The organism is Clostridium sp. 'deep sea', from assembly GCF_014931565.1.
Classification (GTDB): Bacteria; Bacillota; UBA994; order PWPR01; family PWPR01.
In genome coordinates this window covers 2,378,250-2,403,079 of sequence record NZ_CP063353.1, presented here as the reverse complement: position 1 = coordinate 2,403,079, position 24,830 = coordinate 2,378,250, and the positions used below count along the sequence as shown (strand labels likewise).

Annotated in this window: 19 protein-coding genes and 5 other annotated features; of the genes, 17 read left to right on the top strand and 2 right to left on the bottom strand. The window is 34.3% G+C overall.

Translation table 11 applies throughout. From position 1 onward, the window contains the following. Positions 1 to 425 precede the first annotated feature (425 nt). The 16 genes from IMX26_RS11210 to IMX26_RS11135 all read left to right on the top strand — a co-directional run bounded on the left by IMX26_RS11210 (position 426) and on the right by IMX26_RS11135 (position 21,700). Positions 426 to 2,051 (top strand): ABC transporter substrate-binding protein, encoded by a 1,626-nt coding sequence (locus IMX26_RS11210; RefSeq protein ID WP_195158476.1) that lies wholly within the window; start codon positions 426 to 428, stop codon positions 2,049 to 2,051. A 64-nt stretch (positions 2,052 to 2,115) separates the two neighbouring features. Further along, positions 2,116 to 3,084 carry an ABC transporter permease gene (locus IMX26_RS11205; RefSeq protein WP_195158475.1) on the top strand — a complete coding sequence of 323 codons (969 nt, stop codon included), beginning with the start codon at positions 2,116 to 2,118 and terminating at the stop codon, positions 3,082 to 3,084. 12 nt (positions 3,085 to 3,096) lie between these two features. Beyond that, entirely contained in the window at positions 3,097 to 3,990 is an 894-nt protein-coding gene (gene opp4C, locus IMX26_RS11200) for an oligopeptide ABC transporter permease (RefSeq protein WP_195158474.1), read from the top strand. Positions 3,991 to 4,001: 11 nt separating this feature from the next. After that, positions 4,002 to 4,997: an ABC transporter ATP-binding protein gene (locus IMX26_RS11195; RefSeq protein ID WP_195158473.1), complete on the top strand. Its 996-nt coding sequence runs from the start codon at positions 4,002 to 4,004 to the stop codon at positions 4,995 to 4,997. Further along, complete coding sequence (locus tag IMX26_RS11190) at positions 4,990 to 5,976, top strand: ABC transporter ATP-binding protein (RefSeq protein WP_195158472.1); 987 nt, start codon at positions 4,990 to 4,992, stop codon at positions 5,974 to 5,976. The genes IMX26_RS11195 and IMX26_RS11190 overlap by 8 nt, the downstream gene beginning before the upstream one ends. A gap of 2 nt (positions 5,977 to 5,978) precedes the next feature. Further along, positions 5,979 to 6,137 (top strand): hypothetical protein, encoded by a 159-nt coding sequence (locus IMX26_RS11185; protein WP_195158471.1) that lies wholly within the window; start codon positions 5,979 to 5,981, stop codon positions 6,135 to 6,137. Between the two features lie 68 nt (positions 6,138 to 6,205). Then, positions 6,206 to 6,437: a binding site (T-box leader), on the top strand. Between the two features lie 282 nt (positions 6,438 to 6,719). Continuing rightward, positions 6,720 to 8,270, top strand: coding sequence for an ABC transporter substrate-binding protein (locus IMX26_RS11180; protein WP_195158470.1), 1,551 nt, complete (start codon positions 6,720 to 6,722; stop codon positions 8,268 to 8,270). Positions 8,271 to 8,329: 59 nt separating this feature from the next. Then, positions 8,330 to 8,572, top strand: a binding site (T-box leader). 240 nt (positions 8,573 to 8,812) lie between these two features. After that, on the top strand, positions 8,813 to 10,348 hold the full coding sequence (locus tag IMX26_RS11175) for an ABC transporter substrate-binding protein (protein ID WP_195158469.1): 1,536 nt from the start codon (positions 8,813 to 8,815) through the stop codon (positions 10,346 to 10,348). A 72-nt stretch (positions 10,349 to 10,420) separates the two neighbouring features. After that, positions 10,421 to 10,650: a binding site (T-box leader), on the top strand. Positions 10,651 to 10,838: 188 nt separating this feature from the next. Continuing rightward, positions 10,839 to 12,380, top strand: a complete 1,542-nt coding sequence (locus IMX26_RS11170) for an ABC transporter substrate-binding protein (protein WP_195158468.1) — start codon at positions 10,839 to 10,841, stop codon at positions 12,378 to 12,380. 119 nt (positions 12,381 to 12,499) lie between these two features. Beyond that, positions 12,500 to 12,740: a binding site (T-box leader), on the top strand. Between the two features lie 235 nt (positions 12,741 to 12,975). Beyond that, entirely contained in the window at positions 12,976 to 14,532 is a 1,557-nt protein-coding gene (locus IMX26_RS11165) for an ABC transporter substrate-binding protein (protein WP_195158467.1), read from the top strand. 183 nt (positions 14,533 to 14,715) lie between these two features. Next, positions 14,716 to 14,963, top strand: a binding site (T-box leader). A 127-nt stretch (positions 14,964 to 15,090) separates the two neighbouring features. Continuing rightward, entirely contained in the window at positions 15,091 to 16,638 is a 1,548-nt protein-coding gene (locus IMX26_RS11160; RefSeq protein ID WP_195158466.1) for an ABC transporter substrate-binding protein, read from the top strand. Positions 16,639 to 16,685: 47 nt separating this feature from the next. After that, positions 16,686 to 17,666: an ABC transporter ATP-binding protein gene (locus tag IMX26_RS11155; protein WP_347707861.1), complete on the top strand. Its 981-nt coding sequence runs from the start codon at positions 16,686 to 16,688 to the stop codon at positions 17,664 to 17,666. After that, a complete protein-coding gene (locus IMX26_RS11150) occupies positions 17,663 to 18,637 on the top strand; it encodes a dipeptide ABC transporter ATP-binding protein (protein WP_195158464.1) in 975 nt (324 codons plus the stop codon). Before IMX26_RS11155 ends, IMX26_RS11150 begins: the two co-directional genes overlap by 4 nt. 2 nt (positions 18,638 to 18,639) lie before the next feature. Next, on the top strand, positions 18,640 to 19,557 hold the full coding sequence (gene nikB, locus IMX26_RS11145) for a nickel ABC transporter permease (protein ID WP_195158463.1): 918 nt from the start codon (positions 18,640 to 18,642) through the stop codon (positions 19,555 to 19,557). A gap of 16 nt (positions 19,558 to 19,573) precedes the next feature. Further along, on the top strand, positions 19,574 to 20,431 hold the full coding sequence (locus IMX26_RS11140; RefSeq protein WP_195158462.1) for an ABC transporter permease: 858 nt from the start codon (positions 19,574 to 19,576) through the stop codon (positions 20,429 to 20,431). A gap of 273 nt (positions 20,432 to 20,704) precedes the next feature. After that, entirely contained in the window at positions 20,705 to 21,700 is a 996-nt protein-coding gene (locus IMX26_RS11135; RefSeq protein ID WP_195158461.1) for a D-alanyl-D-alanine carboxypeptidase family protein, read from the top strand. A gap of 63 nt (positions 21,701 to 21,763) precedes the next feature. Here the strand turns inward: IMX26_RS11135 and IMX26_RS11130 are convergent, their stop codons facing one another. After that, positions 21,764 to 22,465 carry a response regulator transcription factor gene (locus IMX26_RS11130; RefSeq protein ID WP_195158460.1) on the bottom strand — a complete coding sequence of 234 codons (702 nt, stop codon included), beginning with the start codon at positions 22,463 to 22,465 and terminating at the stop codon, positions 21,764 to 21,766. 362 nt (positions 22,466 to 22,827) lie between these two features. Between IMX26_RS11130 and IMX26_RS11125 the strand changes: the two genes are divergently transcribed. Beyond that, a complete protein-coding gene (locus IMX26_RS11125) occupies positions 22,828 to 23,961 on the top strand; it encodes an AI-2E family transporter (RefSeq protein WP_195158459.1) in 1,134 nt (377 codons plus the stop codon). A gap of 138 nt (positions 23,962 to 24,099) precedes the next feature. Here the strand turns inward: IMX26_RS11125 and IMX26_RS11120 are convergent, their stop codons facing one another. Beyond that, positions 24,100 to 24,735, bottom strand: a complete 636-nt coding sequence (locus IMX26_RS11120) for a hypothetical protein (RefSeq protein WP_195158458.1) — start codon at positions 24,733 to 24,735, stop codon at positions 24,100 to 24,102. Positions 24,736 to 24,830 lie beyond the last annotated feature (95 nt).

The window sequence follows — 24,830 nt, the reverse complement described above, 5'->3', positions numbered from 1 at the left end:
TATAAAATAATGAGTTTACAAAACATAATAGTAGATTATTTATGCTTGAGTATAGGTGAGAGTTGTGGATAAGTTTTTTTAATTTATTCACAGTAAATTATTAGTATGATCAAATAATATTTAATATTATTTAAATAATAGTATAAATGTAAATAAATACTTAAATAACCTAAATATATTATGAGTAATTTAGTGATGAAATATTTAATATTTAATTTAAAAATCACTTAAATAGCTAAAAATAAGAAAATTTTATATTTTGATTTGAAATAAAATTTAAAATTTTCAGAAAATAAGCAGGGAAATTTCGATTAAAATTGAATTTAAACTTCAACATTAGTAGAATTTTCTCATAAATAGGAAATTGTATTGATTAGAGTTTAGCTGTAAATAATGTGAAAAATTTGTTTAGGAGGAAAACTGTAATGAAAAGAAACTTAGGTGTTGTGTTAATGGTTTTTGTTATGATGTTCTCTTTACTTGTGGGCTGTGATAATGCTACAGATCCCGTTGGTAAAGATCAGCAGAAAATAATAACAATTGCCCAATGGAATCCACCTACTGGTGAGTTTCATCCATCGTATGGAGAGGCTGTATATGATAGTAAAGTGTATGGTTTAATATTCGACTCTTTAGTTGATATGAATGAAAAAAAGGAGTTTATACCTGTTTTAGCTAGTAGCTGGCAATTTTCTGAGGATAATTTATCTTGTACATTTAAGCTACGCGAGGGTATAAAATGGCACGATGGTGAAGAGTTTAATGCCGAAGATATTAAATACACCTTTATGTCTATAGGTCATCCAGACTATACAGGTCCACGCTATTCCAATGTATCAAACATTTTAGGAATGGAGGCCTATCATGAAGGTGAAAGTGATAATGTTGAGGGCATTGAAATAATTGACCCATACACAGTCAAGATTACTACTGAAAGCCTATATGCTCCATTTTTAAGTAATATAGGTGGAACAACTATAGTTGCAGAGCATATTTTTGGAGATATTCCAATAGCAGATATGAAATCGCATACAGATTTATTTCAAAATCCTGTTGGAACAAGTGCCTTTAAGCTGGAATCTTTTGAACCAGATCAATACGCATCTTTAGTTAAAAATGAAGAGTATTGGCAAGGCTGTCCTAAAATTGATGGAATTGTTATAAAGGCTGTAAACCAAGATTTAGCTATTGCCCATTTACTTAAGGGCGATATCGATATTATTGAAATAAACGACTTTAATCCAGATGATATGGCTACATATGCAGAAAATAATATTAATATTGTAGAGGGTTTAGACTTAGGTTTTCAATACATAGGTTTTAATCATACCAAAGAGACCTTCCAAAATAAAAAGCTACGCCAAGCCTTTGCGCATGCAATTGATCGACAAGGAGTCGTAGATTCATTACTTTATGGTAAGGGTATTGTTGCTAATAACCCATATTCACCTGCATCATGGGCCTGCCCTCCATTAGATACTTTAAAGAATTATGAGTATAACCCTGAAAAAGCTATTAGCTTAATGCAAGAAGCTGGTTATACATACGAAGATGGCATTATGAAAAAGCCAAACGGTAAACAGTTAGAGATTGACTTTGTGTATCCATCTGGCAACCAAATTAGAGAGCAGTATTGTGCAATTGCAGAGCAAAACTTAGCTGCTATTGGCGTTAAAATGAATATGGAAATAATGGAGTTCGCTACCCTCCGACAGAGATGTAAAGATGGTAAATTTGACATGTTTGCAATAGGATTTACTCTAGGTATGGATGGAGACCATATGGGTATATGGGCTGAAGGTGCTCCCTTTAACTTCCCAAGATATTCTCCTAAAAAATGTATTGACTTGTTAGATAAAGGTTTATCTTATGCAGATGTAGAGAAGCGTCAAGAGGCGTATTTTGAGTGGGCACAATTCATGAATGAAGAGCAACCAATTATTTGGATGTATAACCCTATTAAAGGCAGAGCAGTTGCTCCTAGAGTTAAGAATATTAAGTATTTTAACGATAGCATTTATTATGATGTTCACCTTTGGGATATAGAATAAAGTTAAAAATACACCAGCAATACTAGGGTATTGCTGGTGTAAATACAACGAGAGGAGAATAAAAATGAGAACTTATATTCTAAAGCGTATTTTATTAACTATACCAGTGTTAATTGGTATTTCAGTAATAATATTCTCTTTGGTGCATCTGGCCCCTGGAGATCCCTATTCGCATATGATTTCACCTCAAATTATAAAAACAAGTGAAGATTATGAAAATATGTTAAGGGCAGTAGGTTATTATGACCCGTTGCCTGTTAAGTACTTTAAATGGACTAAGGAGTTAGCCGTAGGAAATTTAGGCTATTCTATTCACTCTCACGAACCAGTTAGTAATTTAATAAAGAGGCGTTTAAGAAATACTTTGTTATTATCAATACCAGCCCTTATTTTAAGCACTATCATCGCAATTCCTTTGGGGGTAATATCTGCCACTAAGCAGTATTCAATCTTTGATTATTTAGCGACCCTCTTAGCATTTATTGGTATATCGATACCTGCATTTTTCTTTGCGTTGTTATTGGTTAAATATGTTGCCTTTGATTTAGGCATATTTCAGCTCTCCGGTATGTCAACCATAAAGAGTGGTTATACCGGTATTAGGTTGTTGATGGACAGACTTAGCTATATGGTTTTACCAATAACTGTTTTAACCTTTATTCAAATAGCTGGTCGTATGAGATATACTAGATCAGCCATGTTAGAGGTGGTTAGGCAAGACTATATACGAACTGCTAGAGCCAAAGGTTTATCTGAAAGAGTGGTTATTTATAAACATGCTTTAAGAAATGCATTAATACCAATTGTAACTATTTTGAGCCTGTCTTTAGCTGGTCTTTTATCTGGAGCAGTTTTAACTGAACGGGTATTTAAATGGCCAGGCATGGGCACCATGGTTTTTCAAGCAATTTCTAATAGAGACTACCCTGTAGTTATGGCAGGTACTATGGTGTTGGCCTTAGTGTTGCTTCTTGCCAATGTGTTAGCGGATATCTTATATGCCTTTGTAGACCCTCGCATAAGATATGATTAAGGAGGATAAGTTATGAGTGTAAAACTAGATACTAAAAAATCAATACCCATAGAACATGGCTTGTCTCCTTGGGCAATTGGTTTTAAGAGAATTAAAAAAAATAAAATGGCTTTATTAGCTTTAGCTATATTAAGTTTATTAGTATTAATTGCTATATTTGCACCTTTTATAACTAAATATGAAAGAGATGCTGTACATCCAGACAGTAGATATTTGCCACCGAGTAAAGATCATCTTTTAGGAACAGATGAACTAGGTCGAGATGTTTTAACTCGATTAATTTATGGAGCAAGAGCATCACTTAGTGTAGGTTTAGTTGCTACCTCAATTGCCATGATAATAGGAGTTGTTCTTGGTTCAATCTCTGGCTATTACGGTGGGTGGATAGACAATGTAATTATGAGGTTAGTAGATATAATTATGTGTTTCCCATTCTTTTTAATGGCCATTGTAATTGCCTCTATGATAGGTCAAAGTATCTATACCGTTATGGTTGTTACAGGGTTACTTAGCTGGCCGAGCCTGGCAAGAATAGTAAGAGCTGAAATACTATCTATTAAAGAGCGAGAATTTGTTGAAGCAGCTAGGGCTTTAGGACTAAAAACAAAGCATATTATTGTTAGTCATATTTTACCAAATGCTATTGCTGTTATTATTGTTTATGTAACTTTAGGTATAGCAGGAGGAATACTAAGTGAGGCTGGCTTGAGTTATCTTGGGTTGGGTGTAAAGCCACCGCAGCCTAGCTGGGGAAATATGTTAAGATCTGCAGAAAGCTTTAGGTCTTTAACAAAACACCCTTGGTTATGGGTTCCCCCTGGTATACTAATCTTTATTACAGTTTTATCAATAAATATCTTTGGAGACGGGCTAAGAGACGCCCTCGACCCTAAATTAAAGCGCTAGGAGGCTAAAAAATGAGTGTTAATATACTAAAAATGAGAAACTTAGTTACTAGCTTTAATACCTCCGAAGGTAAAGTAGTTGCTGTAAATGGCGTAGATATAGATATAGAAGAGGGCAAAGTTTTAGGAGTTGTAGGAGAGTCAGGTTGCGGAAAATCTGTTACTAGCTTATCAATAATGAAACTATTGCCTAAAGAAAATGGTTTTATAGAAGAGGGCAGCATTGAATTTAATGGCCAAGACATTGTAACGTTAAGTGAGTATGAAATGCAGAGCATTAGAGGTAATGATATTGCCATGATTTTTCAAGAGCCTATGACAGCCCTTAACCCTGTATTAAGAATAGGTGAGCAAATAGGAGAAACACTAGATATTCATCAAAATATAAAGCTAAAAAGCTCTGAAAATAAAGAAAGATGTATTGAATTACTTAACCTGGTAGGAATACCAAGAGCCGAGCAAATCATAAATGAATATCCCCATCAGTTATCTGGTGGTATGCGGCAGCGTGTAATGATTGCCATGGCCTTGAGCTGCAAACCTAAGTTATTAATAGCAGATGAACCTACAACAGCCTTAGATGTAACTATTCAAGCCCAGGTTTTAGACTTAATAAGACAGCTAAAAGATCAACTAGATATGTCTATAATGTTTATTACTCATGATCTGGGAGTAATAGCAGAAATGGCGGATAAAGTAGTGGTAATGTATGCCGGAAAAATTGTAGAAAAAGCAGATACATATAATCTTTTTACTAATCCCCAGCACCCGTATACAAAAGGGCTGTTAGCCTCACGTCCTGATACCCTTAGCCGTAGCGAAAAATTGCGTTGTATAAAGGGTATGGTTCCGTCCCCTTTAAACATGCCAAAGGGCTGTGCCTTTGCTCCTCGCTGTGATTATTGTCAAGATAAATGCTTGGTAGAGATGCCAGAGCTAAAAAATTATAAAAAAAATCATAGTGTGCGTTGTTGGTTAATGGATCAAGGAGGCCTAGGAAATGAGTAAAGCTTTAGTTGAGGTTAAAAATCTAAAAAAATATTTCCCTATAACAGGTGGGGTATTCTCAAAAAAAATTGGTGAAGTTAAGGCCGTAGATGGAGTAAGTTTTAACATTAATAAGGGAGAAATTTACGGACTTGTTGGAGAGTCAGGATGCGGAAAATCTACTACAGGTAGAACAATACTTAACCTTTTAAACCCTACTCAGGGTTCAGTAAAGTTTAATGGTAAAACCCTTTACGATGTGGAGAAAAAAGTAGCAATCAATAAGCAAGAAATGAGAAATTTAAGAAAGGATATGCAAATTATTTTTCAGGACCCCTTTGCTTCGTTAGACCCTCGTATGAACGTGGGGGCTATTATCTCTGAGGGTTTAATATGCCATAAGCTTGCTTCTAAAACAGAGGCTTTAAACAGAGCAAGAGAGTTACTAGAGCTATGTGGTTTGCCTTCATCTAATATTAAAAAATATCCTCATGAGTTTAGTGGTGGCCAGCGTCAAAGAATAAGTATAGCACGTTCGTTAGCCCTTAATCCCCAGTTTATCATTGGAGACGAGCCTATAGCAGCGTTAGATGTTTCTGTTCAGGCTCAAATTTTAATGTTATTGCAGGATTTAAAAGAAAAAATGGATTTAACATATTTGTTTATCTCTCATGATTTAGGGGTAATTAAATATTTTTGTGACAAAATAGCAGTAATGTACTTGGGATCATTTGTAGAGGTAGGCACAAGCGAAGAGTTATTTAATAACCCTAAACACCCCTATACTAAGGTATTACTGTCTGCAATGCCAGTAATTGATATTACCCAAAAAAAAGAGCGTATTATTTTACAAGGCGATGTACCAAGTCCTGCAAATCCACCGACAGGCTGCAAATTTCACACGAGATGTCCCTATGCTATGGATATATGTTCTAAAGAAATTCCTAAGCAGACTAAACTTAGTGAAAGCCACTATTATCACTGCCATTTGGATCAGTAATTATGTTTAATAAAGCTAATAATAAAAATGAAAAAAAGACTATTAACTTTAAAGAATTTGTGGCAATTTGCATTGCTATGTATAAGCTTGTTTTACCTAAAATGTTAATAACAGCACTTGCTCTTTTAGCAAGTGCTTTACTCATAGACTGGTTACTTTAAAATACATAATAGCTAAAATAGTATTGACAAAATAAAAGAGTAATGTTATATTGCTAAAAACGTAATAACAAAAAGCCAAGATAAGGACTAGTAATTAATAATATAGCTAAAGAGAGCTGGAATGGTGAGAACCAGTGCTTCCTATTATTAACGAATACACCTTGGAGCTTAAGCCTGAAATACTTAGTAGGGTGAACGGTCGTCAACCGTTAACATGGCCTGAATATAATAGTATTCTGCTAAGTGTTAACCCTATGGGTTAAAATAAGGGTGGTACCACGGAAATAATCCGTCTCTTACATAGAGACGGTTTTTTTTATTATCAAAAAGCAATTTTCCACCCAAAAAACTTAGCTAATTTATTATTCAATAAAGTGCTATACCTATAAAAATAGGATAGAAATAGAGTGGTACCGCGGATAACCCGTCTCTTCAAAGAGACGGGTTTTTGTTTTAAAGCAAAGGAGAGTGATTATATGGAATCCGATTATTATTATAATAACAATAAATTTAATAAACTAAGTAATAATATCACTATTAAAAATAATAAATATAAGTGTAAGGGTTTAGGAGGCCAGAGCTATGAAAACATTAAAAATAAAAAGACTTAAAGTATTAATAGCAATAACATTGTTCGTAACCATTTTAAGTGCCTGTGGTAATGAAGCAACAAGTGTAGATAATCAAAATCAACCCTTAATAATACTGCAAGGCGTAGATGCAACGAGTTTAGATCCTGCAATGCACTCAGATACACCTAGCAGCAATGTTGAGTATCAAATATTTGATACACTCATTAAGCGTAGTTCGGATATGCATTTAAAGCCTAGTATAGCAAACTCATGGAAAATGATAAATGACACTACCTGGAAACTAACAATTAGAGATGATGTAAAATTCCATAATGGAGAAACATTAACAGCAGAAGATGTTAAGTTTTCTATAGAAAGAATAATAGATCCTAAAAATAAAAGCCCTAGAATGAGCCATTATAATATCATTAAGGATGTAATTTTAGAAGAAAACAATAGCATAATAATAAAAACTAAGCAGCCTTATCCAGTACTGTTAAGTAGATTGTCCGACTTAAGAATTGTACCCAAAAAATACTTACAAGAGGTTGGTAATGAGCAGTTTGCAGTTAAACCCATAGGCAGTGGGCCCTATAAATTAAAAGAGTGGCAAAGAGATGAATTTATTAACTTAGTTGCATATGAGCAGTACTGGGATGGCTGCCCTGAGATTAAAGAAGTAGTATTTAAACCAGTGCCAGAATCATCAGCCAGAGTAATGTCGTTAAGGGCTAAAGAAGCTGATATTATAACAAATTTACCACCCCATCAGGTAACAGAGCTAAAGCAGTCAGCTGGAGTAGATAGTGTAAGTGTAGATAGTACTAGAGTAATGTTTATGAGCATAACTACAAATCGTAAAAATGTTAAAGATATTAGAGTAAGGCAGGCTCTAAACTATGCCATCGACAAACAAAGTATCATAAATAACATACTAGAAAAATCAGCAGTAAAAAGTGATCAAATAATTAGTAAGTTTGATCTTGGATTTAATAATAATCTTACTGAAATAGATTATAATCCCCAAAAGGCAAAACAACTTCTTAAAGATGCTGGCTATGAAAAGGGTTTAAAAATTACTATGAAATCTCCTTCTGGGAGATACTTAATGGATAAGGAAGTAGCAGAAGCTGTAAAATTGCAGCTTGAGGCTGTTGGCATAGAAGTAGAGCTAACATTTGAAGAATTTGGAACTTATGTAACTAAAATAATTAGTGGCACAATGGATGCCGATGTATGGCTTATTGGTTGGGGCAGTAGTACTTTTGATGCCGGAACAACCCTTAAACAGTGGCTTTATACGCCAAATAAAACCGCCTACTATCGGGTAAGCAAAGAAACTAATAATCATATAGATAGCTTACTAGAAGAAGCATTAATGACCATGGAAGAGGTTAGAAGGGCTGAAATTTATTACGATATAATTCAGCAGGTTCATAACGACAGTGCCTTTATAAATCTGTACCAGCAAAAAGACCTATATGGTGTAAGTGATAGAGTTAAATTCTCACCTCGAAGTGATGAGCTAATAGATGTTAAAAGCATAAAATGGAAAAAATAATCTATAAAAAAAACTTGACTTAAAAAAATTACCGTGTTATAGTTTTGGCTAATACAATAACCAAGGCGTTGACAGGAACTAGTAGCTTAAAGAATAGCCTAAAGAGAGCTGGGATGGTGAGATCCAGTGGTGAATGCTTTATGTGAATTCCTCCTTGAGCTTAAGCTTGAAATAAAAGTAGGGCAAACGGGATTCCTCCGTTATAGGGAAGTGGATATGATTGTATCTAACAAAGTGCTGAACATCATTATTTGATGTGAGGAACAAGAGTGGTACCACGGTATATAATAACCGTCTCTTAATTAAGAGGCGGTTTTTTTGTTTATATAATAAATTCTTTAATAAAAAGGCTTTGGTAAAACTCATGTTTAGCAATAATTGTATCCTACTGAGATTCTAATAATATTAGGAAACAAGAGTGGTACCGTGGATAAAATCTGCCTCTTATTAAGAGGCAGATTTTTTATTACTATGAGGGCTATTTAGTTAATCTCTTATTTTTAAGCTTATTGAGTAATTGTAAATATTTTTAGGAGTTACTTATGAAAAAACTAGCAAAGCTAATTACTGTTGTTATACTTTTAATTGCTTTATTGGCAGGCTGTTCTAACGCTGAACAAACACCACAAAATAAAAACAGCATAACTATTTTACAGGGGGTAGATGCCACAACGCTTGACCCAGCAAAACACTCTGATTCTCCTACTAGTAATATTGAGTATCAAATATTTGATACTTTGTTAGCTAGAGATAATAACATGAAAATACAAGCAAGGGTAGCAAAATCATGGCAGATGATAAATGATACCACATGGCAATTTGAACTTAGAGATGATATTCAATTTCATAATGGCATAGTGCTTACAGCAGAGGATGTTAAGTATTCAATTGAACGTATTCTAAATCCAAATAATAAAAGCCCCAAAATTAGTAATTATAAAAGCATTAAAAAAATTGAAGTACTAAACGATAATCAGCTTGTCATAATTACCCATAAGCCTAACCCTGTATTACTAACAAGATTAGCAGAGTTAAGGATTGTGCCTAAATCTTATATAGAAGAAATAGGTAGCGAGAAATTTGCTTTAAATCCGGTAGGAAGTGGGCCTTATAAATTTAATAAGTGGGTAAAAGATGACCATATTTCATTGACTGCAAATGAGCAGTATTGGAATGGTAGTCCTGCTATAAAAGAGGTTATATTTAAGCCAGTTCCTGAGGCATCAGCTAGGGTAATGGCCCTGCAAAGTGGAGATGCTGACCTTATAACAAATCTACCTCCACACTTAATAGACACAGTTAATAACAATAAAAACCTACAAGCCTTAAAAGTAAATAGTACCAGATTTATTATGCTCTCTTTTACAACTAGCCGCGAGAGTGTTAAAGATGTTAATGTGCGTAAGGCAATAAATTATGCCATAGATCAAGATATCATTATTAAAAAAATACTTGCTAATAATGCAGTAAGCAGTACTCAGCCAGTCTGTAACTTCGATTTAGGATTTAATGAAAACATCAAGGGATATGAGTATAATCCGCAATTAGCAAAAGAATTGTTAGCAGAGTCTGGCACTAAAAACTTAAAAATACGTATGAAATCGCCCTCAGGTAGATATTTAATGGATAAAGAAGTGGCAGAGGCTATTAAGGCTCAACTACAAGAAGTAGGTATAGAGGTAGAGCTTACTTTTGAGGAGTGGGGAGGTTATGTAACTAGCATTATTAAAGGCACCATAGACGCAGATTTATGGCTAATTGGTTGGGGAAGCAGTACCTTTGATGCAGGTACAACCTTGCAGACTTTTCTGCATACCAGTCAACCAGTGGCTCAATATGATGTAAGTGAAACTAAAAATAAGTGGGTAGATAATCAAATAGATTTGGCTCTTTCAACCATGAATAATGACGATAGAGAAAATATTTATCATGAATTAATACAACAAGCTCTTGCTGATGCTCCCTTTGTAAACCTTTATCAGCAATGTGACATTTATGGTATAAATACAAGAATAAATTACACTGCAAGAAGTGATGAGTTAATAGACCTAGCGGCAGTAACATTTAAGAAAAATTAAACACTCAACAAAAAAGAACTTGACTGCGGTACTTCAGTCATGGTATATTGCATATTAAATTTAAGCAAAAGCAAAAAGGCTATGATAGGGATTAGTAGTTTGAAGTAGAGTTACAGAGAGCTGGGGCTTGGTGTAACCCAGTACTATACAACAAACGAACTCACTCTTGAGCCTGAACCTGAACAAAGTAGGGTAAACGGATTTCCACCGTTAACAGGAAGGGGATATGATTGTATCCTACTAAGTGCTTAGTGTTATACTAGGAAAAAGAGTGGTACCACGGGAAAATACTCGTCTCTTAATTTATATAGAGACGGGTTTTTTGTATTTAAAAGCTGAAAATATAGGCCAAAAAAATCAGCGCTAGTTAACCTGTTTGAATTAATCCTAGAAAAAAAGGGGGTGATGGTCATGGAAAGTGACTTAGGTTTAAAACTTAAATATAACAATACAGCTAAATTAACAAATAAATCTAAAGGAGATACCCTAAATGACCAAAATTCCTTTTACCAAATATGCAACGATAATTATCATAATAATTACCGCAATAGTAACAAGTGCATGTACTGCAAACAATACTAGTAGTGAAACTAAACCTTTAACAGTTCTGCAAGGAGTAGATGCAACAACCTTAGATCCTGCAATGCACTCAGAAACACCAACTGGCAATATAGAACGTCAAATATATGATACCTTGTTAAACCAAACAAGTGATATGAAAATTGAGCCTTGGCTAGCTAAGAGTTATAAAATGATTAATGAAACAACATGGCAGTTTAAACTACATGAAAACATTAAGTTCCATAATGGAGATCAGCTAACTGCAAGTGATGTTAAATTTTCTATTGATAGAATTCTTAACAAAGCTAATAAAAGTTCTCAGCTAAGTAACTATAGTGCTATAAGCAGTGTTGAGGTAGTAGATCAATACACCGTTACAATCAAAACAGAGAACCCCTATCCGCTCTTGTTAACAAGACTAGCAGGGCTAAGAATTGTACCAGAGCATTATGTAAAAGAGGTTGGTAATCAGCAGTTTGCCTTAAATCCAATTGGTTCAGGTCCCTATAAACTAAAAGAATGGGTAAAAGATGAGTACGTTGCTTTAGAGGCAAATGAAGACTATTGGTTAGGTGCAGCAGAAATTAAAGAGCTTGTATTTAAGCCAGTGCCAGAGGCGGCAGCAAGGGTGATGGCATTGCAAAAGGGTGAGGCTGATATAATTATAAATTTACCACCTCACCAAATAGCTAGTATTGAGGAAAATAAAAATACTAAGATTGAAGAGGTAGCTAGTTCTAGATTTATTATGTTACCCTTTACCACCAAAAACGAAGTAGTTAACAATAAAAAAGTACGTGAAGCGATTAGCTATGCTATTGATGTAAACTCAATTATTCAAAATATATTTGCAGGTAAAGCTACAGCCAACACTCAGCCTATTGCTAGCTATGACCTTGGGTACAACAATAACCTTAAGCCCCTTAGTTATAATCCTGAAAAAGCTAAACAATTGCTTAAAGAGGCTGGTTATGAAAAAGGAATAGCTATTACAATGGGATCTCCATCTGGCAGATATATGATGGACAAAGAAGTAGCCGAAGCAATAAAAGCTCAACTCGAAGAAGTTGGCATAAAAGTTAAGCTAACATTTACAGAGTGGGGCAACTATGTAAGCCAAATTTTAGCTGGCACAATCAACTACGATTTATGGCTTATTGGCTGGGGTAATAGTACCTTTGATGCTGGAAGCACCCTGGATTTTTGGGTTAATTCAGAGCATGATACTTGTTATTATCGAATAAATGAGCAAGTTAATAACAAAATAAATAACCTGTTAAATAAGGCACTAAAAACTGTTGATGATGAGCAGCGTGAAAAAGCTTATCAGGAGATAATTAAACAGGTTAATAACGATATTGGTTTTGTTAATCTTTATCAGCAGGTAGATTTGTATGGGGTCAGTAGTAGACTTAATTGGAAAGCCCGTCCTGATGAAAGTATTCGTTTATATGAGGCATCATTTAGGTAAATTATGGTTGTATAAGGATAATATTAGGTTGTTTTGTGCTAAAAGATAAAAAAACTCTTAAAAAAAACTTGACGGCGGTAACACGTCATGGTATATTGCTTTATAAATTTAAGCAAAATAAATTAGCATCGATGGGGAATAGTAGATAGCAGTAAAGTCACAGAGAGCCGGGTTTGGTGTGAGCCGGTACTACCTACAGCTTTCGAAGTCGCCCCTGAGCTATGATCCTGAAATAAGATTAGGGTGAGCGGTTTTTCCACCGTTACAAGGAAGAGGATATGATTGTATCCTGCTAAGTGCTGTGTGTTTTTTTTACATACAGAAAAAGAGTGGTACCACGGGTTTAAACTCGTCTCTATTATTATTAAGAGACGAGTTTTTTGTTTTTTAAGATTATTTAGTGATTTAAGTTAATCACTTTAATAAAACAAGCGCAAGACATACTAATTTAGTATGTAAAGGGAGGTGAAAATCATGGAGAAATACCTAATTAACGTTTTTTCAGCTTTTATGGTGTATTTCCAGGGCGTCTTTAAAAATAAAGTTGCCTTAAATAATATCAACATAACTGCCCAAAAATACGGAGGTTATCTAAATGATGAAATCAACTTTTACCAAAAGAATAAGTTTAATAATTTTACTAATAGCAATAGCGATAGCGGGCTCTGGTTGTGGCAAAAATCAAGCAACAACTAATGAAAATGATACATTGATAATTTTACAAGGGGTAGATGCTACAACTCTGGATCCTGGCATGCATTCCGAAGGGCCTACAGCAAATATAGAAAAACAGCTATTTGATACCTTTTTAGACCAAGATACAGAGATGAAGATCATACCCTTAGTTGCAAAGTCTTGGAAAATGTTAAATGATACAACATGGCAGTTTGAATTACGTGATGATATCTACTTTCATGATGGTAAACAACTAACGACTAAGGATGTAAAGTTTTCAATAGAAAGAATTTTAGACCCCAACAATAAGAGCTCAAAAATAGGAGACTATAAAGCGGTTAAGGCCATTGAAACTAATGGAGATTATAATTTAACCATTAAAACAACAGAGCCTTATCCATTATTATTAACCCGTTTAGCTTCGCTCAGAATAGTGCCAGAACATTATATTAAAGAGGTTGGAAACCAGCAATTTAGTTTAAAACCTATCGGCAGTGGACCTTATAAACTTAAAGAGTGGATAAAAGACGAATACGTACTTTTCACTGCTAATGAGAACTACTGGCAAGGAAAACCTAAAATTCAAAACATAAAATTTAAGCCAGTACCCGAGGCGGCATCTCGGATTATGGCCTTGCAAAAAGGTGAAGCCGATATCATAGTGAATGTTCCACCTCATCAGGTGGAGCAAATAAATAATAGTGAAAAAGCCAGTGTAGAGCAAGTGGATAGTGTAAGGTTTATCATGCTACCCATAACTACCCGTAATGAAAAAATGAAGGACTTAAAAGTTAGGCAAGCCCTTAACTATGCAATAGATGTTAATAGCATTATTGATAATATATTTTCTGGCAATGCTAAACCCAGTTCTCAGCCAGTTGGTAGTTATGATTTAGGCTTTAATAGAGACCTAAAACCCTATGGATATAACCCTGAAAAGGCTAAACAGCTTTTAAAAGAGGCTGGTTATGAACAGGGTCTTAAAATAACAATGGGTGCACCTACAGGCAGATATATTATGGATAAAGAAGTGGCGGAGGCCATTAAAAATCAGTTAGAGCAGGTTGGATTTGAGGTTGAATTGAGTTTTCCTGAATGGGGTAATTATGTAGCAGAACTTTTTGCTGGAGAACTTAAGTATGATATCTGGTTAATTGGTTGGGGAAGTAGTACCTTTGATGCTGGTAACACCCTTAACTTTTGGTTAAATTCGTCACTCAAAACTTGTTATTACCAAACTGATAAACAAACAAATGATGAACTAAATCAATTAATAAAGCAGGCTTTAACTGAAATAAACGAGCAGGATAGAATAAACATTTATCAGCAAATTACTAATAAAATATATAACGATGCTACCTTTGTAAATCTCTATCAACAGGTAGATTTATATGGAGTTAGCAATAGAATAAACTGGCAACCACGACCTGATGAGTCTATTAGGGTATACGAAGCTAGTTGGAAAAATATTCAGTAGTATTCATAGGGCCTATTATTTTTTTACCAAAAAACGGTATATAACAACAAGATATAGGATTTAAATTGCATAATATACATTCAAGTGTATAAATATTCATAAAATATTGAGAAATTTTTAAAAAAGCCTTGACGGAGGTAACACGTCATGGTATAGTGCTTATTAAATTTAAGCAATAAAGTAATCACAGCTGTGATAGGGATTTCGTTTTTTGAAGTATAGTTACAGAGAGCCGGATAAGGTGGAAACCGGTACTTCCTACTTAACAAAACATCACCCTTGAGCTTGCACCTGAACTATAAGTAAGGTAAACGGTATTCCACCGTTATCAGGAAGGGGATATGATAGTATCCTGCTAAGTGTTGAATATGGCTTTGTTTAGTCATATTTGAAACAAGAGTGGTACCACGGGAATATAACCCGTCTCTTACAAAGAGACGGGTTTTTTGTTTTTTATGAACAAATTTAATTATACTAGTGGTTCAATTCCAGTATTAGCTTGATACATTGCTTTGAAACTTTAATAATAGCTTAAAAAAAATACTCGGAGGTTTCTCAATGAAAAAACAAAATACACTAAAAAAGTTTAGCGCTATGCTGCTTTTAGTAACTATGTTATTGGCTTATACCGGATGTAATAATGCAGGTCCTGATACAGATCAGGAAAAAGTGTTTACCGTTTTACAAGGAGTAGATGCTACCACCTTAGACCCAGGAATGCATTCAGAGGGACCAACTTATAATATTGATCGCCAGCTATATGATACCTTTTTAGACCAAGGTGATGATATGAAAGTAACAGCTTCGGTTGCAAAAAACTGGACAGCGGTAAACGAAACAACTTGGAAGTTTGAATTACGTGATGATGTATATTTTCATGATGGAGAGCAACTTACTGCCTCAGACGTTAAGTTTTCAATTGAGAGAATCTTAAAGCCAGAGAATAAAAGCGCTCAAATTGGCAATTTCAAAGCCATTAAAAAAATAACAGTAGATAATGACTTTAATCTAACAATGGAAACAGATGGCCCATACCCACTACTGCTTACTAGATTATCAGCATTAAGGCTTGTTCCAGAGCATTATGTAAAAGAAGTTGGTAAAGAACAGTTTGCACTTAAACCATTAGGTAGTGGCCCATATAAACTAAGTAAATGGGTGAAAGATGAGAGTGTAGAGCTTGTTGCTAATGATAAGTATTGGGGTGGTGAGCCCGAGGTTAAAAAAGTGGTATTTAAACCTGTACCTGAAGCAGCCGCAAGAGTTATGGCGTTACAAAAGGGTGAGGCTGATTTAATTGTAAACTTACCACCACATCAGGTTGCAGATTTAGAAAAAAATGATAAAACTGCGGTTGAAAGTGTAAGTAGTACACGTTTTATTATGTTGCCATTCACTACCAAAAACTCAGCCGTTAGTGATGTGAGAGTTCGCCAAGCAGTAAATTATGCCATTGATGTGGATAGCATTATAGAAAACATCTTTGGTGGTAGAGCTACAGCAAGCTCACAACCTGTAGGTAATTTTGATTTAGGCTATAAAAAAGACTTAAAGCCCTATGGATATAATCCAGAAAAAGCTAAACAATTACTAAAAGAAGCCGGTTATGGGGATGGTTTAAAGCTAAGATTAGGTTCTCCTAATGGCAGATATATTATGGACAAAGAGGTTGCAGAGGCAGTTAAGCTACAGCTTGAACAGGCTGGTTTTGAAATTGACTTAACATTTGAAGAATGGGGAAACTACGCCACAAAAACCCTGCAAGGAACAATGGATTATGATTTATGGTTAATTGGTTGGGGTAGCAGTACCTTTGATGCTGGTAGCACCTTAAACTTTTGGTTAAATTCAGCACTAGTTACTCGCTACTATCAAGCAGATGCTAAAACCACTGAGTTTTTAGACAATACTTTAAATACAGCACTTAAAACAATTGATGAAAATAACAGAGTTGAGATGTATCATCAAGTAATTCAAAAAATATATGATGATGCAGCCTTTGTAACACTATACCAGCAAGAAGATCTTTATGGTGTTAGTACACGTATTAACTGGAAGGCTCGTCCAGATGAGACTATTCGACTAGTTGATGCGAGTTGGAAATAAAAATAACTACAAGATATAGCTTGTAAAAAATTTTTGGTGGGATGAAAATGACTTTAATAAAAGTAGATAATTTGCACGTACATTTTCCTGTAGAAGAGGGAACTGTTAAGGCTGTTAAAGGTATAAGCTTTGAAATTAATAGTGGAGAGACATTAGCTATTGTAGGAGAATCTGGCTGTGGTAAATCAACAACCGCCCACGCCTTAATGCAACTCTTATCATCTCCAGGCGTAATTGCAGATGGTAGTATGTTGTTTAATAAAACTGATTTAGCTAAACAAAGCGATAAATACATGCAAACAATTAGGGGTAAAGATATAGCTATGATATTTCAAGAGCCTATGACTTCACTTAATCCAGTGATTAAAGTAGGCGAGCAAATAGCTGAAACAGTGCGAGTTCATACTGGGGCATCAAAAAAAGAGGCTTGGAAAAAAGCCGTAGAAATGATGGATCATGTTGGAATAGCTACCCCAGAGCGACGTGCAGAGCAGTATCCACACCAAATGAGCGGTGGTATGAGACAACGGGCTATGATAGCAATGGCTTTAGCATGTGAGCCAAAGTTACTGATAGCAGATGAGCCAACAACGGCTCTTGATGTTACTATCCAGGCGCAAATATTACGGCTGATGCGTAAGCTTCAAAAAGAGTTTAATACTGCAATTTTATTTATAACTCATGACTTAGGTGTTGTTGCTGAAATGGCAGATAGAGTTGCAGTTATGTATTTAGGTACACTGGTCGAAGAGGCTTCTGTGGAGCAAATATTTTACCGACCTCAACATCCCTATACACAGGGGCTTCTTCGATCGGTACCTGATGTTTCTAAAAAAGCCAAGAGATTAAATCAAATAACAGGCACAGTGCCAACATTAAGCAATATGCCAAAGGGTTGTCCATTTCACCCTAGGTGTGAAAAAGCTACTGCAAAATGCCAAAAACAAGTACCTAAGCTAAGAGATATAGCAGGACATAAAGTTGCCTGTTTTCATGCTAGTACAGAGAGTGAGGTGAGCCATCAATGAGTAAACTGTTAGAAGTAAAGGACCTGAAAAAGCATTACCCTATAAGTGTTAATTGGCGAAAACAGGCTACAGTTAAAGCAGTTGATGGTGTTAGCTTTTCACTCCAAGCTGGAGAAACACTAGGGCTTGTAGGCGAATCAGGTTGTGGTAAATCAACAACAGGTATGTCTGTTTTAAGACTAACTGAGCCAACTAGTGGTGAGGTGTTTTTTGAGGGTGAAAATATCTGTAAATTAAACAGCAATAAAATGAGATTATACCGAAAAAAAATGCAGATTGTCTTTCAAGACCCTTTTGCTTCCTTAAATCCACGTTGGAAGATTGGCAATACCATAGCTGAAGCACTGGAAATACACAAGCTTGTTACTGGCAAAGAAAAAAACCTTAGGGTAGAGCAATTGCTAGATAGAGTTGGTATTGATCCTAGCTATAAAAATAGATATCCACACGAGTTTAGTGGTGGTCAAAGACAACGAATTGGCATAGCAAGAGCACTGGCTGTAAAACCACAATTTGTAGTTTGTGATGAACCTGTTTCTGCTCTCGATGTATCGGTTCAGGCTCAGGTAATAAATTTACTACAAGATTTGCAAAAAGAATTGGCTTTATCATATTTATTTATTGCCCATGACTTGGGAGTAGTTAGACATATTTGTGACCGAGTAGCAGTAATGTATTTAGGTAAAATAGTTGAACTAGCAAACACAGAGGATTTATATACTAATGCTCAACATCCTTACACAAAGGCGTTGCTCTCTGCTGTACCAGTGCCAGATCCATTAGCAAAACGCAATGAAATAGTTTTAACAGGGGATATACCTAGTCCTCTTAATCCACCAACAGGGTGTAGCTTTCACCCCCGATGCCCTTACGCCAAAGCAAGGTGTAAAGAAACAGCACCGGAGTTAATAAATAAGCAAAATAAACACTCAGTGTCGTGTCACTTTGCTGGAAAATTGGGAGGTAAGTAAAAATGCATAAAAGAGTATTAAAAAAAATAATAAATGCCTTAATTGTTATATTTGGTGTTTCAATAATTGTGTTTTTGCTTATGTATCTAACCGGAGATCCAGTTGCTTTATTACTGCCTATGGATGCCTCTCCCGAAGATGCTGAATTACTGCGTGATACCTTGGGATTTAATGACCCTCTGTGGCAGCAGTATTTTAGATTTATGGGCAATGCTATAAAGGGTGATTTTGGTACATCACTTCGTCACCATCAACCAGCATTACGATTAGTACTAGACCGAATGCCCGCAACCTTAGAATTAACATTTGCAGGTATGGCAGTAGCCTTAATAATTGCAATACCGGTGGGTATAATTACTGCGGTTAAAAAGAACAGCATTGTAGATTATATTGGCTCTGTTCTAGCTTTAATAGGACAGTCTATGCCAGTTTTTTGGTTGGGTTTAATGCTCTTATACCTAGTAGGTTTAAAATGGGATTTACTGCCAACTCATAGTAGAGGTAGCTGGAAAAACTTAGTTTTACCTGCAATCACTGTTGGAGCCTATACGGCTGCTACTATAGTTAGATTATTAAGGTCACGAATGGTTGAGGTAATGCAACAAGACTATATTAAAACTGCGCGAGCCAAGGGTGTTAAAAAGAAAATTATCATAGTTAAACATGCCTTGCGGAATGCCTTACTGCCTGTTGTAACCATCTTAGGTATGCAATTAGGAGTTTTACTTGGAGGAGCTGTAATAACTGAAACAATATTTTCTTGGCCAGGGGTTGGTAGATTTATGATTCAATCTATTCATAATCGAGATATGCCAGTAGTTCAGGCGGGAGTATTTGTTTTGGCGGCTAGCATTGTGTTAATAAATATATTAACTGATGTAGTTTATAGTCTGCTTGATCCTCGAATAAAGTACGAATAAGTGAGGGCATAAGAATATGAATATAAAAAAAATGTTTAGAATGTTGTTTAAAAGAAAGACTGCCCTAATTGGATTTATTATTTTAGTAATAGTAATTTCAACGGCCCTTTTGGCTCCCTTAATTGCTCCTTATGACCCGAATGCAAGTAGTCTTAAAAAAAGATTATTGCCTCCTTCGTGGGAAAAGGGTGGCAGCAAAGAGCATTTTTTAGGCACCGATCCTCAGGGTAGAGATATACTCAGCAGAATAATTTTTGGAACAAGAGTATCATTATTAGTTGGTATTGTAACAGTTTTAATAGCAGGTACAATAGGTACCTTTTTGGGACTTTTGGCAGGCTATTACCGAGGCACTGTAGATAATATAATTATGCGTTTAGCAGAAATACAACTAGCCTTTCCCTTTATTTTATTGGCACTAGCCATAATGGCAGTTTTAGGTGCTGGTCTAAAAAACGTAATAATAGTTTTAAGCATTACAGGCTGGGTAATATACAGTAGACTAGTGCGAGGTGAGGTTTTACTTTTAAGAGAATTAGAGTATGTAAAAGCAGCAAAGGCTCTCGGGCAAAAAGACCTCAAAATAATGGTGAAGCATATACTACCTAACATTCTGCCCACGATTATAGTTGTAGGTACTCTAAGAGTAGCTAACATGATTATTGCAGAATCATCCTTAACTTTCTTGGGGTTAGGGGTAGAATCTGGCATACCTACCTGGGGTAGTATGTTAGCCGATGGTAGAGACTACATTACAAATGCTTGGTGGGTAGCTACTTTTCCTGGGATTGCTATCATGGTAACGGTATTAGGAATAAACCTGTTAGGGGATTGGTTACGAGATGTGCTTGATCCAAGAATGAAGAGTTATTAATAACTAGTATTCAAATATTTAATAATACAAATAAAACTGCTACCCTATTTTAGGGGGGCAGTTTTATTAAGGCTTAATATTGTTATAACTAACTAATAACACCAGTGAACAATTAAATTAATATAGAACGCCTATATAATAAGGAAGTAAAAATTCTTAAGCCTTCATTAAGATGCTATTACATTAGGATTTTAGGTCTGTACAAACGCTAACTATAGGATTAAAATAAAGGAGTAGATTTAAGAAAAAAATATACCTAAGAAAGGTTTAATTATGAAAAAACTAGTATCAATGTTGGTGTTGCTAACATTTTTAGTAACATTTACAGGTTGTGATAATGCTACACCTATAGGAGGAGACAAAGCCGAGTTAGTATCAATATCAGCATCTCCTAACACTATTAACTTATATTCCGGAGAGAAGGTGGCTTTTAGTTTAACTGCCACAATGTCGGATGGTGAGACAGTGGATTTAGCTTCTGCAAATAACTTTTCATATAAAGTTAGTCAAGATAATGTTATTAGTATAGATAGCGGTTATATTAAAGCTACTAATAATATTGAAAATGCTAATCTTACTCTTACCTTTACCAATGAGGGAAAAGAGGCTGAAATTACTATAAACATAACCGAGAATCCTATTACTGCATTTAATACAACTGATGACGGTGATACAGTAGTAAAAGACGCTGCTAGGTTAGATGTACTTGTAAACAAAAGTATTCATTTGGCAGATACCTATAAACCAGCAGATTTAGTTATCCCTAATATAGCTTTTCCTTCATCGTACAAAGGTAAGTTAGAAAAAATGCATATGAGACAGGATGCTGCAACAGCCTTAGAAGAGATGTTTAAAGCCGCCAAAGAAGAAGGCGTAGAGCTTTTTGGCATATCTGGTTATAGATCATATAATTTGCAAAAAGGAATATTTAAATACCAAGTTGGTAGACACGGCGGTTCTGAAGAAGAAGCCAATAAAATTAGTGCCAAACCTGGGCAAAGTGAACATCAAACTGGTTTAGCAATGGATATATCTTGTAGAGCATCTGGTTATAGTTTAGTAGAAAGTTTTGAAGAAACAGAAGAAGGAAAATGGCTAAAAGAAAACTGTGCTAAATTCGGATTTGTATTGCGCTATGTTAAAGGCAAAGAAGATATCACTGGTTACAGCTATGAGCCATGGCATTTTAGATATGTTGGCAAAGAGCTTGCACCAAAAATAATGAAAGATGGATTAACATTAGAAGAGTATTTTAGTAGTATAAATTAAAAGAGTCTAACGACTCTTTTTTTGTTTTGAATGAAAACAAAAAACGTTCCAATGGAACGTTTTTTAATTTAACTTCAACATATAACCAGCGCCTCTAACATTAATTATATGGCGTGGGCGGGCAGGGTTCTTTTCAATTTTTTTGCGCACATTTCTGATATGTACCATTACGGTACGGATATCGCCTACTCCTGCGTCTCCCCATATTTCATCGTAAATTTCTTCAACACTAAAAATCTTATTTGGAGATGAAGCCAAGAAAACTAAAAGTTCAAACTCTTTAACTGAGAGAGGCACTACCTCACCATTAATATCAACCGTATGATTATTGCGATTAATTGTCATTGATGGTAGCTTAATATTTTCTTGCAACACTGATCTATTTCTCGCTGTAGCAATATTCTCTCGTCTTAGGTTTGCTTTTATACGTGCTACTAGTTCTCTTGGACTAAATGGTTTTGATATGTAGTCATCTCCACCAGCTTCTAATCCACTAATTTTTTCATGTTCTTGTTTTTTGCAACTTAAAAAGATAATTGGGCAACTAACAATAGTACGAAGCTCAGGGCAGAGTTTAATGCCGGTTGTATCGGGTAATAAAACATCGAGTATAATTAAATCAGGATTAAAACTTTGAGCATACTCTAAAGCTTGTTCTCCTGTATGACAATACTCAACCTGATAACCAGCATTTTCTAAGTATAGTTTCAGCAATTCACAAATATCAATTTCATCATCAATAATTAAAATCTTATAATCTTTCATTTAACTTCACCATAGTTACTGAAATTTAATATTAATTATAAGGTAATATAGGTGTTTTTGTCAAAATAACTTTTATTTTTTTGTTAATATTTAAGCAAAAACGCTATATAATATTAAAAAGTTTAAGTAATTTGTAATAACTAAAACTAAAATGCTTAGTGATTTAAAAATTATAGATTATTAAAAATAGTGTCTGTTAAGCATATATTGAGAGGAATAACTGATATAATATATGTTAATATTGTTAAAGTATAGTATAATCTATTTTAATAAATTTTTAAGAAATATCAGGTGGATTTTTGGATAATTAATGTTAATATATAATTAATCATTTATTGATTAGCCTAGAGGGAGTTGATGTAGTGAGCGAAGATATAAAAAGAAGGTATTTTAGTAGAACAAATATTATCCTATATATATTAACATGTATTTTTATAGTTAGGCTTGTAATGGTAGATAACATTTTACAAACCATTTGGGGATCATTAGGAGAGGTTACTTTAGCTATAATATTAATATATTTGCTAAATCCATTAGTAAGAACAATAGAAGAAAAATTTAAAATGTCGAGATCTTCTAGTGTTGCCCTAAGCTATTTAATTTTAGTATTAGTTATAGTAGCATTAATAATGATAATTTCACCAGCAGTTGTTGATAGTATTAAGTCTTTAGCTAATGCAGTACCAAACTATGAACAAACCCTAATTGAAATTACTGACAAACTAGATCTTGAAAAATTTAATATCTCTGGAGAGATATTAAATAGCATTATTAAAAGCTTAAATGAAATTGTCTTAAAGATATCTCAGAGCTTAATATCCGTAATTGATTTTACGATTAACTCAGCCAGAGTAATATTATTGATGATTGTTAAATGGGTTATTGCTTTGTTAATAGCTTGGTATGGATTAAAAGAATACCCTAACCTTGGTAAACATATGCAAAAGCATTTTAAAGCATTATTTAAACCCCGTACTGCTAAAAAACTTACTCATATAATGGAGTTATCAGATACAGCCTTTAGAGGATTTATAATAGGAAAACTAGTTACATGTGCTATTTTAGGTGGCATGACCTATGTCGCTATGTTTATATTTAACTTAGTAACGCCTTATACCATACCGTTTTTACCTTTAATAGGAATTATTATTGGGTTAACAAATATGATTCCTTACTTTGGACCTTTACTAGGTGCAATACCATGTATTATTATGGCCCTCTTTACAGGCATACCAGAGGGAATTGCAGTAGTAGTAATAATTTTGGTATTACAGCAGATAGATAACCTTATTGTAGGACCAAGAGTATTAGGCAGTTATGTTGGTATATCACCATTTTGGACTTTAGTATTTATCTCTATAGGTGGAAAACTCAATGGAGCAATAGGTATGATTATAGCTGTTCCTATTGGTACTGTAATTTTATTACTGTTTCAAGAATACTTAAAAGAAAAATTAAGAAAGAAAAAACGCAAAAGTGAAAAAGCTTTAATTTAAGTTATAGGTTGCATACTATATTTTTTGATTAAACATCGAAAAAAGTGTATTATAATGAAAAAAACTCACTCCAATTAAAGAGTGAGTTTTTTTTAATTATTGCTAAGTAATAAGGTAACAATTTGCTTAGCGGGCTGTTTAATTTTGAGTCGATAATATTTGAGTAATTAGCTCCTGAGCATTCAATATTTTTGAGAATATATATTCTCTTTCACTGACCCCTTGAGGTCTATTCTGTCTAAATTGCAAGTCACTAAGTAATTGTCTTCTAACTTTTAATATTTTTTCTAACTTAGTAGTGCTGAAAGAGGTCATATCATCACTATTATAAGTTCTAATAGTTCTTGAAACATAAGTGTAGAAAGGTGTTCTATAATAAAAAACAGATCTATCATTAGGTTGACCGTTAAGGCTATTAGTTTTAATATATTTATTCAAAAGTTTATTTAATGAAGATACCTTTAAAAACTGAGATTTATCTATTAGGGCAAATAGGTGGCATTCATTATTCAAAATGTCTCCAAGAGTATACCAATTATTGCTTTCTGGAGATATTTGTTGTTGTATAATAAAACTAATTTGGTCATTGCCATCCATTAATTGCTTTATATATAAATATCTTATATGACTAAAAACTTCTCTTTCTTGTATTATATGTGCTGATACAAAAATTAAGAGAAGTATTAATAATGTAACTAAAACAATTTTTTGTTTTTTAATTATTGCTAATTTATAAGGTAACGATTTGCTTTGGCAGATCGAATTAATTCTCAAAGTCTTATAACTCCTTTTTATTAATCTAGTGAAATAAACTATTTAGTATTACTCTAAAACTATGTTTATGTATAAGAACTCAATGGATATGAATT